At 59.2% G+C, this 13,151-nt stretch carries 19 protein-coding genes and 2 tRNA genes; 10 read left to right on the top strand and 11 right to left on the bottom strand.

All coding sequences use genetic code 11. The features are described 5' to 3' along the window. Window positions 1-64: 64 nt before the first annotated feature. Together NKI95_RS31205 and NKI95_RS31200 are read right to left on the bottom strand one after the other, a co-directional pair. Complete coding sequence (locus tag NKI95_RS31205) at window positions 65-733, bottom strand: protein-L-isoaspartate O-methyltransferase family protein (RefSeq protein ID WP_352721647.1); 669 nt, start codon at window positions 731-733, stop codon at window positions 65-67. 89 nt (window positions 734-822) lie between these two features. After that, window positions 823-896 (bottom strand) — tRNA-Cys (locus tag NKI95_RS31200). 215 nt (window positions 897-1,111) lie between these two features. Between NKI95_RS31200 and NKI95_RS31195 the strand changes: the two genes are divergently transcribed. Further along, on the top strand, window positions 1,112-1,312 hold the full coding sequence (locus NKI95_RS31195; protein WP_352721646.1) for a hypothetical protein: 201 nt from the start codon (window positions 1,112-1,114) through the stop codon (window positions 1,310-1,312). A gap of 55 nt (window positions 1,313-1,367) precedes the next feature. Here the strand turns inward: NKI95_RS31195 and NKI95_RS31190 are convergent, their stop codons facing one another. Next, window positions 1,368-1,628 carry a hypothetical protein gene (locus tag NKI95_RS31190; RefSeq protein WP_023676401.1) on the bottom strand — a complete coding sequence of 87 codons (261 nt, stop codon included), beginning with the start codon at window positions 1,626-1,628 and terminating at the stop codon, window positions 1,368-1,370. Between the two features lie 220 nt (window positions 1,629-1,848). Between NKI95_RS31190 and NKI95_RS31185 the strand changes: the two genes are divergently transcribed. Continuing rightward, window positions 1,849-1,923: transfer RNA gene (locus tag NKI95_RS31185), tRNA-Asn, on the top strand. Between the two features lie 92 nt (window positions 1,924-2,015). Next, the gene (locus NKI95_RS31180) at window positions 2,016-3,434 is read left to right on the top strand and encodes a site-specific integrase (RefSeq protein ID WP_352721645.1); all 1,419 of its coding nucleotides are present in this window, start codon (window positions 2,016-2,018) and stop codon (window positions 3,432-3,434) included. Window positions 3,435-3,439: 5 nt separating this feature from the next. On the opposite strand, the gene NKI95_RS31175 is transcribed toward NKI95_RS31180, so the two are convergent. Beyond that, complete coding sequence (locus NKI95_RS31175) at window positions 3,440-4,306, bottom strand: DUF7946 domain-containing protein (protein WP_352721644.1); 867 nt, start codon at window positions 4,304-4,306, stop codon at window positions 3,440-3,442. Window positions 4,307-4,373: 67 nt separating this feature from the next. Here NKI95_RS31175 and NKI95_RS31170 point away from each other — a divergent pair, with 67 nt between their 5' ends. Beyond that, window positions 4,374-5,024, top strand: coding sequence for a hypothetical protein (locus NKI95_RS31170; RefSeq protein WP_352721642.1), 651 nt, complete (start codon window positions 4,374-4,376; stop codon window positions 5,022-5,024). 141 nt (window positions 5,025-5,165) lie between these two features. Further along, entirely contained in the window at window positions 5,166-5,873 is a 708-nt protein-coding gene (locus tag NKI95_RS31165; RefSeq protein ID WP_352721640.1) for a phosphatase PAP2 family protein, read from the top strand. Window positions 5,874-5,881: 8 nt separating this feature from the next. Here the strand turns inward: NKI95_RS31165 and NKI95_RS31160 are convergent, their stop codons facing one another. Continuing rightward, complete coding sequence (locus NKI95_RS31160) at window positions 5,882-6,364, bottom strand: DUF2127 domain-containing protein (protein ID WP_352721639.1); 483 nt, start codon at window positions 6,362-6,364, stop codon at window positions 5,882-5,884. A gap of 33 nt (window positions 6,365-6,397) precedes the next feature. Here NKI95_RS31160 and NKI95_RS31155 point away from each other — a divergent pair, with 33 nt between their 5' ends. Then, window positions 6,398-6,940: a phosphatase PAP2 family protein gene (locus NKI95_RS31155; protein ID WP_352721638.1), complete on the top strand. Its 543-nt coding sequence runs from the start codon at window positions 6,398-6,400 to the stop codon at window positions 6,938-6,940. Between the two features lie 56 nt (window positions 6,941-6,996). On the opposite strand, the gene NKI95_RS31150 is transcribed toward NKI95_RS31155, so the two are convergent. The 5 genes from NKI95_RS31150 to NKI95_RS31130 all read right to left on the bottom strand — a co-directional run bounded on the left by NKI95_RS31150 (window position 6,997) and on the right by NKI95_RS31130 (window position 8,829). Further along, window positions 6,997-7,236: a DUF982 domain-containing protein gene (locus NKI95_RS31150; RefSeq protein ID WP_352721637.1), complete on the bottom strand. Its 240-nt coding sequence runs from the start codon at window positions 7,234-7,236 to the stop codon at window positions 6,997-6,999. A 230-nt stretch (window positions 7,237-7,466) separates the two neighbouring features. Continuing rightward, on the bottom strand, window positions 7,467-7,709 hold the full coding sequence (locus NKI95_RS31145) for a DUF982 domain-containing protein (protein ID WP_352721636.1): 243 nt from the start codon (window positions 7,707-7,709) through the stop codon (window positions 7,467-7,469). 4 nt (window positions 7,710-7,713) lie between these two features. Further along, on the bottom strand, window positions 7,714-7,890 hold the full coding sequence (locus NKI95_RS31140; RefSeq protein ID WP_352721634.1) for a hypothetical protein: 177 nt from the start codon (window positions 7,888-7,890) through the stop codon (window positions 7,714-7,716). A gap of 17 nt (window positions 7,891-7,907) precedes the next feature. Then, on the bottom strand, window positions 7,908-8,135 hold the full coding sequence (locus NKI95_RS31135; protein ID WP_352721632.1) for a hypothetical protein: 228 nt from the start codon (window positions 8,133-8,135) through the stop codon (window positions 7,908-7,910). Between the two features lie 178 nt (window positions 8,136-8,313). Beyond that, window positions 8,314-8,829, bottom strand: a complete 516-nt coding sequence (locus tag NKI95_RS31130) for a hypothetical protein (RefSeq protein WP_352721631.1) — start codon at window positions 8,827-8,829, stop codon at window positions 8,314-8,316. A gap of 197 nt (window positions 8,830-9,026) precedes the next feature. On the opposite strand from NKI95_RS31130, the gene NKI95_RS31125 reads away from it, so the two are divergent. Further along, window positions 9,027-9,659: a recombinase family protein gene (locus tag NKI95_RS31125; protein WP_352721629.1), complete on the top strand. Its 633-nt coding sequence runs from the start codon at window positions 9,027-9,029 to the stop codon at window positions 9,657-9,659. A 12-nt stretch (window positions 9,660-9,671) separates the two neighbouring features. Here NKI95_RS31125 and NKI95_RS31120 read toward each other — a convergent pair whose 3' ends face one another. Beyond that, window positions 9,672-10,220: a thermonuclease family protein gene (locus NKI95_RS31120; RefSeq protein ID WP_352721670.1), complete on the bottom strand. Its 549-nt coding sequence runs from the start codon at window positions 10,218-10,220 to the stop codon at window positions 9,672-9,674. 560 nt (window positions 10,221-10,780) lie between these two features. Between NKI95_RS31120 and NKI95_RS31115 the strand changes: the two genes are divergently transcribed. The 3 genes from NKI95_RS31115 to tnpA form a co-directional block, all read left to right on the top strand. Then, complete coding sequence (locus NKI95_RS31115) at window positions 10,781-12,091, top strand: hypothetical protein (RefSeq protein WP_352721628.1); 1,311 nt, start codon at window positions 10,781-10,783, stop codon at window positions 12,089-12,091. A gap of 141 nt (window positions 12,092-12,232) precedes the next feature. Then, complete coding sequence (locus tag NKI95_RS31110) at window positions 12,233-12,808, top strand: hypothetical protein (RefSeq protein WP_352721626.1); 576 nt, start codon at window positions 12,233-12,235, stop codon at window positions 12,806-12,808. A gap of 47 nt (window positions 12,809-12,855) precedes the next feature. Continuing rightward, window positions 12,856-13,151 (top strand): IS66-like element accessory protein TnpA (gene tnpA, locus NKI95_RS31105; RefSeq protein ID WP_352721624.1); only part of this gene is annotated, 296 nt, incomplete at its 3' end.

The raw sequence follows: 13,151 nt of genomic DNA, 5'->3' as shown, positions 1-13,151 counted from the left end.
GATCAGCAACGATTGTTCAAACGCAAGCGATCATGACAACGCCTTCGCTGCAAGGCAAAATCACTCAGAATTCGAAGGCGGGAATGCGTTCGAATCCCGGTAGTGGCTTAATTGCCGCATTAAACGCGCGTCTTCCCGTTACAACCCCTCCAGTCTTAAAAAAAAGCCGGGCTACGCCCGAATTGCCCTGCCCTTCAACGGCGACGAGTCGGCCGCCTTCGGCAAGCTGATCGAACAGCGCCGTCGGCACCTCGCCGACGCTGCCGCCGATCAGGATGACGTCGTAAGGCGCCCTGGCAGCATGGCCTTGCGGCAGCGGTCCCTGGACCACCGTGACATTGGCGCAACCAAGTGCCGCGAGCGTCGACGTGGCGCTCTCGGCGAGCGCCACATCGCTTTCCAGCGCGACCACGGACCTTGCCAGCCGCGACAGGATCGCCGCCGCATAGCCGGTGCCGCAGCCGACATCGAGTGCCGAATCGCTTGGGCCGACATCGGCCAGCTGCATCAGCTTGGCCAATGGCGACGGTTCCATCAGATAGCGCGGACCATCGGCCGTATCGGCAATGCGGATGTCCTCATCGATGTAGGCAAGATCGCGCTGGCCGGCGCCGACAAAGGCCTCGCGCGGCACGACAAGCATCGCCTCGAGCAATGGCGCGCTGGTCACGTCGGTGGTGCGGATCTGGCCGTCGACCATCTTCACCCGGCGTTCGGCAAAATCAGCGCTCATGTTCCAACCATCCGCTTGCCGCGCAAAGACCGCGGCTGTTTCGACCGGAACTGAAGCCCCCTGGCGCTGACGCGCGGGAGCTCGGGCATTGGAGGCCTCGCCCGGAATCGAACCGGGGTGCAAGGATTTGCAGTCCTCTGCGTAACCACTCCGCCACGAGGCCTCATTGCTCCCGGCGTTCCACCCGGCTCCAATAGGTTGCGGCGAAAATGCCGTCAAGCGGCCACCATGCATTCCCAACGGTTCTTCCGACATCGAGGCACTGCTTATCAACGCAATGCCATGCTAGCAATAATATATTAGCTTATCGTTAAGCATGATGCGCGGCGACAGGAACCCGAAACCGGCGGCCACGTTGGGCAGATAGGAGGCTCCGCCATGGCTCGAGCAGCTACGAAAGACGGCACACAGCGCGGATTGTCGCAGTCTGCAGAGCTTGTGCGCTATGCCATCGACCGCCTCGGCATAGAAGGCGCAAACAGCCTGCCGCCGCGCGACCGGGCGCGGCTGGCATCGGCTACCGCCGTTCTCAAGGAGCTTTGCGAACGCCTGGAAAGCTGCTTCGACCAACCTCGGTGATGCCTAGACGGACCACGCCGCTCTCAAACAATTGCCTGTTTCCAGCAGGGCAACCTCAATCGGGCCGGCGCCGTCGCTCCCACCAGACGACGAAGCGGCGCCGGTGACGGCGCACCAATGCGAATTCGTAGGAGAGTACCAGCAATCCGATCGGTACCATCCAGAAACCCAGGATCGGCAGGAAACCGAGAATGCCGCCGATGATCAGCACGACGCCGATCGCAATCCTGAGGCCGCGCGAGCGCGGCATGGTGAACTGGCGGCCGAAGACCGAGATTTTCCGGGCCGGTGGCTGTTCGTCGCTCATTGCCGTCATGTGAAATGTCGATCCGTTTGCATCAGTAGCACCATCAGCCGGAGAAAGCCGCAGCGGCCTTTTCTGTTCCGTGACAGGCGAGAGACAGCTCATATGAGGGCGCTCGCCGGCCATTGCCAGAAAGCCCTGCGCCAAAAAGCACCGAAAAAATGCGAAATGCTTCTTTGCAAAGCCGAAACGGGTTTGCTATAGGCTGCCCCACTCACATAAGAGCCTCTGTTCCCCGGTAGCTCAGTGGTAGAGCAACCGGCTGTTAACCGGTTGGTCGCTGGTTCGAATCCGGCCCGGGGAGCCACTATCACCAGAAAAGTCTTGAAACCCAAGGTTTGCAAGGGTTTCCGCTTCCCCAGAGATACACCGCGCGATACACTGCGGGGTACCCTGAGCATGAAGATTGACGTGAAGCATATACAGAAACGCGGCAAAGCCGGATGGCGCTACAGGCGCAAAATCCCTGAAGAACTTCGGGCCGTTTTGGGCAAGCGAGAACACCTCGTGCCGCTTGGGGCCACCGAGCAGGAGGCGCTTAGGAAATACCCGAGAGTTCACGCTGAGGCAGAGAAACTCTTGGCCGAAGCGATCAAGCGCGCCAATGGGCCTACCCCAACTGAATGGGGTCATTTCCGCGACGGCATAGCCGCTGCCCGCAAGATGGGCTTCCGCCAAGACCGTGACTTCCCGTCTCTCAACGAGATAGAGCATGACACGGACTGGCAGGCCAGAATGAAGGCCGTCGAGACGCTTGTCCGCAAGTACGTTCCAGATTTCGACAGCGTCGAGGACGACGACGACGATGACGACGATGACGACGCCCTCCCCGATTTCCGCCCAACCGAAGCGGACGCCGCATTGGCGCGCGCGCTGCTGCTGAACCCAAACGGCACCCCAGCCCCGACACTTGAGGATGCCAAAAGGCTCTATCTGAAGGAGCGCGTTGGTGACGATGAGACGAAGCAAATGGAGCTTGAGCGTGTCTTCAAGCTCGTAGTGGAGGCACTCGGCAAGGACCGCAAGCTGGCAAGCCTCAAGCGCGACGATGCGAAGGAAGTCCGCGATCACATGCTCGATGGGCGCAAAGCGTCTTCTGTAGACCGCTACTTGAACGTGGTCCGCGCTGTCATCAACCACGCCATAAGGGAATTTGACTTAGCCGGCGCCACCAACCCCTTTATGAACTTGGAGGCTGCGCCGAAGGACAGGGCAGAGCCCGACAAGGACAAGCGTCGGCCATTCACCCTGGACGAGGTTACAGCCATAACCGCCCGCATTGCCTACCATGCCAAGACGGACCTCAGGCATATTTGGACAATTCTAAGTGGAACCGGATGCCGCCTTGCTGAGGTGTCGGGCCTTCGTGTGTCGGACGTGAACCTTGACCCCGCCATCCCGCACATCACGGTCGAGTGGCATGACGACCGGCGTATCAAGAATAAGGTGTCGCGGCGCAACGTCCCTCTGATCGGCGACGCTCTGGACGCCGCAAAGGAAGCCGTCAAAGCTGCCGGCAATGCCACGATGCTGTTTCCAGCCTATGGACGACCTCGGGGCCCCGCTTCCGCTTCGGCAGCCCTCGGGAAGCATGTTAGGGCTTGCGTGACGGACCCAAAGGCCACAACGCATTCACTTCGCCACCTGATGAAGGATCGGCTGCGACTGGCTGGCGTCAGCAAGTCGGACCAAGACATTATCCTTGGACACTCCTCAGGCAGCGTCGGGGAAGACTACGGTGGCGACGAGGTGAGGCTTGCGGTGGCTGGGCGGGCACTTGAGAAGGCGCTTGCCACAGTCAGCAAATCGGTTTCGTGATGGTGCTACTCTTGCACCGCATCGGAGATGAAGATGCGATCAATCTCGCCCTCTGAGTACTGCGGTTTGCACCTCACAGCTATCTCAGCTTGTCCATCGAAGGCCGTAGAATATGGATTGTTCGGAACCCCAAGCACGGGGTCGGTGATTTGCCCAGAAACACGGCGGTTTGGCTGATCGTCGCCAACGACAGAGACCTTGCAAGTCTTGGTGACCAAATCGAGTTCAGAGATGATCACCGTCATGACCTGCTCAGCCCCTATCTCTATCGGCTCGACTTTCTCAATCTCAACGCGATCGGTTTCCGTCACCAGAAAGGCGCCGCTTTCCGAATGGCCGACTTGAAGGGTTTGAGCGGATGTTCCGATTGGGTTAACCAACATCTTCACGGCTGCATGATTTGATAGTGCCAGCCGTTCCGCCATCTGGATAGCGGCTCGTGAGGTATGACCCATTTCCTCCAAAGCCCTGACCGCGACCTCGTTAGCAGCATCCATTTCTTTGGATTTGTTGGCCCAACGGGCGATCGTTGCATTTACCAAGGCTTCAGTGGCCTCGGTCGCCGCTGTTCTGATCGCAACATCGATGTAAGGGAGTAGTGGAACGGCCACGGCCGCTGCCAATCCAAACCCAGCCCGAACCATTACCCAGATGTCATATGACCCAGGCTGTGGAGGCAGTGCATAGACCTTTACAGAATTGCCTATCTCGCGCTTTGAATAACGTCCGGTGAGCGCCACCTGACCACCAGACGCTATGAGCTTGGAGGCACCACGAAGTGAAAGAGCAAGCGGTTCAAGTTCAACGATGTGTCTGTCTGCATCCAATCCTTCAAACTTGATCCTGATCGGATCAACCTTCTCAACTTGCATAGTGCCCTCGCTCCCAAAGTGGAAATGAAGAACAAATGGACACGAAAGTCAAAAGGCGCGCATGCAGATGACAGTCCCGACGAAGTACGCGAACAGCTATGTGCCCGTGAAGTATTTCCTCTCGTCTTACCGCGCGCTCTCCGACGGCCGCAGCGGCATCCGTCACCTCGACGAGCGGCTTGCAGAGGCAACGTTTCTGGTGTCGGAGTGGAAGGTCATCTGGATCGGAACCTGCGCGGTTCTTAGGACGGCGATTGACTTGTTCAGGGTCGACGCTAAATCGTGCCTTTCGCCGCGTATCAGGCATGAGATCACTGTCGAGTGGAATGCCATCAAAGACCAGAGGGAGGATCACTCGATCTTCTGGGATTTCCTTCGGCAGGAACGTGACAACGTCATCCACGAATATCAGTGGCGCGCTTACGAGCAATGGATAAAGCCAGACGGCACCTTCCGGGCTACTCGGCTCTCGCTGCTGGGGCTGGCCGACGATGATGCCAAGCCTGTGCTGTTGATGAAAGGCGGCCACTTCGAGGGTCGAAACTCGCTCGATCTGCTGAAGGAAGGGGCTGATTGGGTCGAGGCCCGCATCTTTGGCGCGATCCGGCGTGCTGGGTTCGATCCTGAAGAGCGACGCGGGCTTGTCCATTTCCAGCCACGCCCGACATTGAAGGGCAGCATTTTGAGCGATTTGAGCGACGATGCTACGCGGCCATAAATCGACCACGCTGATTGGCGTTGACGTGCCGGGCATGGAATAGAGGGCCCGCTGGTATCCCTCTATGGAACAAGAGGGTTTGAACACGATTGTTCCTGCTCACCGCCGCGCTTGTCGCCTCTCCGAAATAGGTCGTGACGCATGGACATTAAGGCACCCTCTCCGTCCAGCAGCTTTCTGCGGGGCTTTCGTAGCGACGCCATGTGGTTGATCGCCTCTCTGCTTGTGGCGGGCGGCCTTGTCCTCGGCTTTGGCCTTCTGGCAGAAGAGGTGATTGAGGGCGACACGGGCCGTTTCGATCGGGCCGTGCTTATGGCGTTTCGCAGCGCCGATGATCCAACGAACCCGATTGGTCCGCCCTGGCTGGAGGAAATGGGGCGCGACGTTACGTCTCTTGGCAGCTTTGCCTTCTTGGGCTTCGTGTCGGTAGCAGCAGTGGGCTATCTGCTGATAGCAGGAAAACGGAGATACGCTGTGCTTGTTGCGGCCGCCGTGGCTGGCGGGGAAGCCATTAGCACACTCTTGAAGATTGCCTTCGATCGCACGAGGCCCGATCTCATACATACGACAAGGGTCTTTACAGCGAGCTTTCCGAGCGGACACGCCATGCTTTCCGCCGTCACCTTCCTGACCCTTGGAGCGTTACTGGCCAAGGCGAACCCCGATCGCCGCGTCAAAGCGTATTTCGTTTCGCTGGCGGTGTTCCTCACGGTCATGGTCGGATTGAGCCGGGTCTATCTCGGCGTCCATTACCCCACCGACGTACTTGCGGGTTGGTGCGTCGGTTCCGCTTGGGCCATTCTGTGCTGGTCTGCGGTCCAGTGGATTGAACAAAGGCGAGGTCGATAACTCGGCTGTTATGCGGGCCTGTGCCGTCGCATTACACCCCATTCATGCCAGATCAGTACCATGACGACCGCATCGAAGACAGTCAGGGCAAGCAGGCCCGGAGAGTGGGTATAGGAATAGCGGTAGACTTGGTAGACCATGAATGCGCCCAGCGCGACGAGGGAGGCCGGATACGCCCACAGCTTGCCTCGCAAAAGGCCTATAACCAAGAGCAGCTTTATCAGGCCGTGGCTGAGCAGGTAGAAGGCGTAGAACTCCTTGCTGGCGACGGAAAAATGGCCTGCCATCTGCGACAGATAGCCAGCTATGAAATCGTTCGGATCTTCGATCAATTCCTCTTGGGTGAAGGCATTGACCCACGAGGCAATGGTGTCTGTGGTGACGAGATAAAGCAGGACACCGCCGAGGCATTCGATCAGGGCGTGCGCACCCTTGAGCCAGACGCCGACTTCAAAAATCTGATGAATGCGGTGTTCATCAAAAGCCTTCACAACCCACCTCGCGGTCGATAACGGAACCAAACAATGGATGCAGCTCTCACTCACTGGATCAACGCGGCAGCCGGGTTCAGCCCTTTCCTAGATAGAGCAATGATTGGCGTCTCACAGATCGGCGTTCCGCTGATGGTGCTGGCCGTGGCCCTACAATGGTGGGCGAAGGTCGACCGCTACCATGTCCGTCACGCGGCCTTGTCGGCCGGTCTGGCGTTCCTGCTCGGCCTTGCGATCAACCAGTTCATTCTTCTGTTCGTGCATCGGATGCGGCCTTACGATGCCGGTGTGACCCACTTGTTGATTGCGCCCAGCGCCGACTGGTCATTCCCGTCCGATCACGCGACAGCGACCGTAGCGATAGTTGCGGCGTTTGCGATGCAAGCTCTGCCGCGCCGAACGCTTGCCCTTGGCGTTCTGGCATTTCTGGTCTGCTGGTCGAGAATTTACATCGGCACCCACTACCTTACTGACGTGATCGGTGGTGCCGTCACCGGCATTGTAGGTGCCGTTGCGGCGCGCTTGGCCTACCGCGAGAACTCCCGGCTGGACAATCTGATGACCAAAATTCTTTAGATTGATGCGGCTCGAGACGCATCGATAGTGGCAAGGTGACGCGGTAACAGGGCACGCTAAGCGCCCAGCATCCCCTCCTCCTCGGCAGCGGCCAGGAATGCCTTACGAGCCTCCTCAGGTTCCATCTCGTCGGCAATGCAGGCGATGCAGACGCGCACCGCTTGGTTCCATTTGGGGCCACGCTTGGTCCACTTCATCAGCTCCTGGCCGGCTGCCTCGACGTTGTTCACGTTCCGGGTCAGACCGGCGCGCTCAGTCCTGACAGGTACCGGAGGGGAGAACCAATGGGTTGCCATGAGGGGAACTTAGAGCGGGAAGAGGCCGCTGACCAACCCAGCTGTAGGCGCGGATGAGGGAACGATGTAGGCCCTCGCGGGGTTAGAGCTTGCAGCGGTCGACTCTTCGTGGATGCAGCCGCTGTGGGGGGTCCGTCGCCTGTCCCTCACCGGCGGCGGGCTCCTTTCGCGAAGGCGGTGTTGGTCAGAGACACATAGAACCTTATACCGCAATCCAATTTAGCCAGTTGTCATTGGGGGAGTAATGTCCCCTCCTCTTTTGCAGCAGCCAGGAATGCCTTGCGGGCCTCCTCAGCTTCCATCTCGTCGAATATCACGGCCATGCAAACGCGCACCGCGAGGTCCCAGCAAGGGCCACGCTTGGTCCACTTCATCAGCTCCTCGCCGGCTTTCTCGGCGTTGTTGACGTTGCGGATGATCCCGGGACGCTCGGTCTTGACGGGGACCGGAGGGTTGAACCAGTGGGGGGCCATGCAGTCACTCTTTGTCGGCCCGATCAAGTTCCTCCAGCAAATACTTTTGCTTAGCCGACAGCTCCCGTTCTACAGGCAGATTTAGTAGGTTGCGAAGGTAATTGGGGATTACCTCTGAGGGGATCCACCGCCGCACAACTTCGGCAATAACCTTCTGTTTGGCTTTATCGATTTCAGCCACACTGGAGAGCCATGAGGCTATTCGCGGAGGTCGAACGCGACAAACAGGCCAAAGGCTGGGGCAATCTCGACAATAAGCTCGACCAGCTCGCAGTCACTTACCACCAGATGTGGTCCGTCTCGGCGCACCCCTGCGATAGTCTCTTTGATGGAGATGATTTGGCCGCGACGGGCTTGTAAGATCAGCTCGTGAACAAGGTGGTTGGCAGTCACTTTGTCGGGTCGGCAGTTCGTCCAAACGTTCATACAAGGCCTCCCACCTCAGCGAGAACCCAAGTGGCCATGTTATGGGTCACTTCTCGAAAAAATCAATGTTCCAATCGTACAAAGTAAAGGGCGAAATGTTTGGTAGAAATTTCTGAGCGGGGGATCGGATAACTGGCTCGCGCGAAGACCCCCGTGCCCCCTTTGGTTGCCCCAGCGTCTATCCTGCCGGTGTTTGGGGCGGTCTCTTTCCCGAGGGCGTCGGCCCGTCCTCATTCTCGGCATCTATGACCGTATAGGTAGCTCCACTCTTGGCCGTCGACGGGGCATGGGCAAGTTCTTCATACAGATACGTTGCGAACATGGACCCGGCTCCCAGCACCGCCCAGAGGGGCACCCCGACGCCCATCCCGAGAGCGACAATTCCCGCACTCTGACCACCGAACACAGTTACCCCAACTGCGGCCGCACCAAGCCCGAGGCGCTCGGCCATGGTTCTGTTGTCCCACCCAAGGCTCTTCGCTCCCCGGAGAGCATTCTTGAGCATCGGTCCCACGACTTTGCCCTGCACGGTTGCAGCGATGGCTTGTTTGGCCTTCGTTCGCGCCGGCAAACCCGACTTACGGATTTCGAGGAGCTTCAGCGCCCATGTACGGAGCGCGTCGGTTTGTTCGAGAGTTGCCCCCTTCACGATCTGAACGACAAGCTGTCGCTCCCGGTCTGGTTTCTCGATCATGCGTTCTCCGCTCAGCCGGGCGTTGGTCTGCGCCAACAATCGAAACCATCTATCAGCAACGGACTGTCTTTGCACAGGCCAGTTCGCAATGGTGTGCCCTTTCCGAACCGGGCCGAAACTGGTTCGATAAATAGCCCTTGACCAGTCAAACCGAACCGTCTATTAGCGAACCAGTCAAATCGAACTGGAGCGCCACAATGACATTCATCCGAGCCTACCTAAGGGCCTCGACCAAGGAACAGGACGCAGGGCGCGCGCGGGGTGATCTTGAGGCGTTCTGCCGAGAGCGGGGGCTGACCATCGCTGCCACCTACGAGGAGAACGAGAGCGGGGCTTCGCTGCACAGGCCAGAGCTGTTCCGGCTGCTCAGGGACAGCAAACCGGGCGACATCTTGCTCACCGAACAGGTCGATCGCCTGAGCCGGCTGTCGGACAAGGACTGGGACCAGCTCAAGCGCGAGATCAAGGACCGAGAGGTCAAGGTCGTGGCACTGGACTTGCCGACTTCGCACATGATGCTGAAGACCGAGGACGCCTTCACCGGGCGGATGTTCGACGCGATCAACGGGATGCTGCTCGACATGCTCGCCGCCATCGCCCGCAAGGACTATGACGACCGACGCCGCAGGCAGGCTCAGGGGATCGCCAAGGCGAAGGCTGAGGGGCGCATGAAGGGTCGTCCTGAGGACGCCAAGCGCAACCAGGCCATCATTGGACTGCTGCGGAAGGGCCAGAGCTGGAACACCATTGTGCGGGCCACCAACTGTTCGCGCTCGACGCTCGCAAAGCTGGCGAAGCGCCTCGAAGGAGCCGACACCGCCGGAGGGTGAGGTGAAGGCGTCTTATCCGCACCAAGGGCGGGGCGTTGGCGGACAGCTTGTAGAGCCGCAGGCGAACGGGACGGCCAGCCCCTCCGACACCAATACGTCGCCCACATCTTGGCCATCGGCAAAGAGTGAGCCGCAACTTCGCCCGTAGTTGCACTTGCCGGTGCCCTGAGTGCCTGCCGGGCAAGAACAGGGTACCATCTTCAGCTCCAGCTTCGCAGTGGCAACCAACTCTTTGAGGCGTGCCTTCGCTCGACGCCCAAGCTCTGCCTCAGCGTCGCACCTTGGCTCGATGCTTTCGGGCGCATTGAAGCCGACCAGCCGGGTCCCTTTCGCGGCACCGATAAGCCTGATGGTGTCCCCGTCCGTGATCGTGAACTGGCTCCTCGTCAATGGCGTGGCGGTGGTGGTGTCGGCCTCTGGCGACCCGAAGGCCCAACCGCTTGAAGAAGGAATGTGGAGGTGTCCTGTAACGTAGGAGTAGATCAGGGACCCGACAATCAATGCCGCTGCGAACCCAAAGGCTCTGGCAAATCGACCGGCCAGATACCGGGCTTCTCGCACAAGCGGGTTCCGTCGGCGACGCGGCCTCCATGACTGCGACTTGTTCGGTCGTGGCTGCGGGGGTGCGGGGCTGCTTGGTGGGACGTAGCCGATAGCCTCGAAGAGCTTGGCGCGCTGCTTGTCGGTCAGCCTCGTGTGGGGGCCGTACTTCACAAGACGGGCGTGAATGTCGACGAGGAATTGTCTTTGCCATTGGCTGAGGCGACCGCCAGCCAGCGCAATCTCGATGCGGACTTTCAACTCCTCGGGTTCCACAGTGAATGCCCCCCGGCCTCACAAGACAGACCTCGCCGAGTTGCCTCTGGCAAATGAGGTCGAAGCCCACCTTATCATTTCACCGGGGAGAGGCACAGACCGCGCGCTTTTGCCCCTGTCGCTGCCGCCTGACTTGCGGTATCTCGCTGGCTTCGGCAACCAGTGACAGGCAGCCGTAGGCGCCCTCTGAGAACCGCGAGGCGCTGCCGAGCCCCCTTTCCCTCTGCCCAACCTTATGCCCGCCTGAGGCCCTCTGTGTGGACGTGGGAGCGGGGTGGCCATTTTGAAGAATTGGAAGATTGCAGTTGGACCAGATCGCCTCGCTTGCCGCGACCTTAGATGACGAAGATGACGTACGCGATCGGCGTTTCAATGCCTATAGGTTCGCTTCATCGGAGAACACCAAGTGCATCGTCGCGGAAGCCACCCGGTTGCTTCTGAACTACGAGCATCGTTCAGGGCTGACGAGGAACAAGCGTCGAGCGGCAGACCAAGAAACCTTCGACCTCACCGTAGATGCGATCCTCTCCGACCTGATGCATCATCATCTCGTGGATCATTCCGAGGGGATTTATGTCACTCGCTCCAACAGGGTCTTGGGAACGAAGAGCCGGTACAGGCCCCGAGCCTACAGCAAAGTCTTTCCGCGCATACTGGACCTCCTCGCCAAGCCTGAGCTGGGCTACGTTCGTCAGGATAAAGCCGCCCCGATAGCTGGGGCTTCCAAATCGACGGTTATCCGACCGGGTCCGACCCTGCTGTCGCGAATGGATGATGGCGACGTCGATACGGACGACCTCGACGAACATCCCCACAGTGAGACGATCATTCTCAAACGACTGAAGGACGCTGACGACTATTGGGATGAAGGGGGGCTTGAGCAGTACGCCGACACTCCTACCACAGAGCGTTACCGCTACGAGCTTGATACGATCAACCAATGGCTGGCGGCGGCCGACCTGCGATATGATCCCGTGGGTATTCCTTGGCCGCATACGTCAATCGACATCCACGACAGACGGTTGCATCGCATCTTCACCCAGGCGCGGTTCACCAGTGGCGGCAGGATGTTCGGTGGCTTCTGGCAGCAGCTGCGGAAGCACGAGCGGCGGCAGGGGCTCAAGATCGCGGGAGAGAAGGCCGTGGAGTTGGACTTCGGTCAGGTAGGCGCCCGCATCCTCTATGGCATGGCAGGCCACCTCCCCGCCACCGGCGACCTCTATCAGATGCACGGATACAACCAGCAGAGAGACGGCATCAAGAAAGTGATGAGCGCCATGATCTTTGCCGAGCGACGTCTCGACAGGTTCCCCAAGGACACCCGCAAGCTGTTCCGCAAGACCGACAGGATCAGCGAGGTGGTCGACGCCATCGAAGCCAAGCACCCTTTAATCAAAGATCATTTCCACCAGGGCCTTGGCCACGACGCTCAGTTCATTGAGAGCAGCATTCTTGTTGATGTTCTCCTTAGCCTTCGCGTCAAGGGGATTGTCGCTCTGCCGATCCATGACGCGGTGATGGTTCCATGCTCCAAGATGTCGGTAACCAAGGAGGTCATGCTCACTGTGTTCAAAGCTCATGCCCATGTTGAGGGCACTGTTACGGTTGAAGACTGAAGGGGACTTCGTCCCTGTATCAGGTCCTATCAACCCTCATCTGCATGATAGGTTACCTCTCCTCCTGCTCAGGTAGCCGTTCACCCCACTGCTTGGTTCCCTTAAGGGAAGACCCAGGGAACACCTAAGAGGGACCCGAGATTGACGAATTGGACGAAGAAGCGAGAGCGCAAGAACGAGGTCAAAGCCCGAGCGGCTGAGCCAAGCCATATGTTCACACGCTGCCGTGTCGTGGGCTGCGGAAAGCCTGCCCGTGCGGGCACTCAAGATGGTCTGGATACCCGGTTCTGCCGCTCGCACTCTGACCACCTTGCCCGTCATGGCAGCGCATACAAACGATCTTACACCGCCAAAGAGATCACACCGTATCGCAAGGCTGCCCTCGCTTGGCTTGAGGCGAACGCCGACAACTTATGGGTCACGAACGCCATCGAGCGCGTGGAGACGTTGTACAGGGCCGCAGGGCCTCACGTGGAGGCGTTCAGGCTTCGCGGGTTGTCTCCTGACGATCGTACGCGAGCAGCCTGGGCGAGGCTACGCAAGGCGAAGGTAGACCCCCGTCGCGTCGTCGCGGCCGCGCTCGCCGTCGAGATGGTTATCCGCGACGATCCCCAGGCGGAAACCAAGGCAGAGTTCAAGCGTGTACAAACTGCAAAGCTGGTTCACAAGATGTCGTCAGGAAGTAAGCGCGAATTTCCCCGCACCTTTTGCTGTTGAGTGCTCTGATGCATGAGGTGTCCACCAAAATAGGTGGACACCTTGTGATGGAAGAAGATGAGCAGAAACTGCGGGTGAGGCTTGTCGGTCGGGACGGGCGACGCCGATACGACCCGGCATCGAAGGACCGTCTTGTCTCGGCCTGTCTTGAGCCTGGCGTGTCGGTATCGAGGCTTGCGCTCGAACATGGGGTCAATGCGAACCTTCTTCGGAAGTGGATAAAGAAGCGGGCGGAGACCCAGTCCCTCCCACAGCCCCCACCATCGGCGTTCATCCCGGTTCAGATTGAAAGCACTTCCGATCGGGCCTTGCTGCGACAGAGCAGCATGGCTGCGGTGGATTT

This window comes from Mesorhizobium sp. M0306, from assembly GCF_040321655.1.
In the GTDB taxonomy this organism is placed as follows: domain Bacteria; phylum Pseudomonadota; class Alphaproteobacteria; order Rhizobiales; family Rhizobiaceae; genus Mesorhizobium.
The sequence above is the reverse complement of the archived record's forward strand: the minus strand, read 5'-3'. Positions and strand labels throughout refer to the sequence as shown.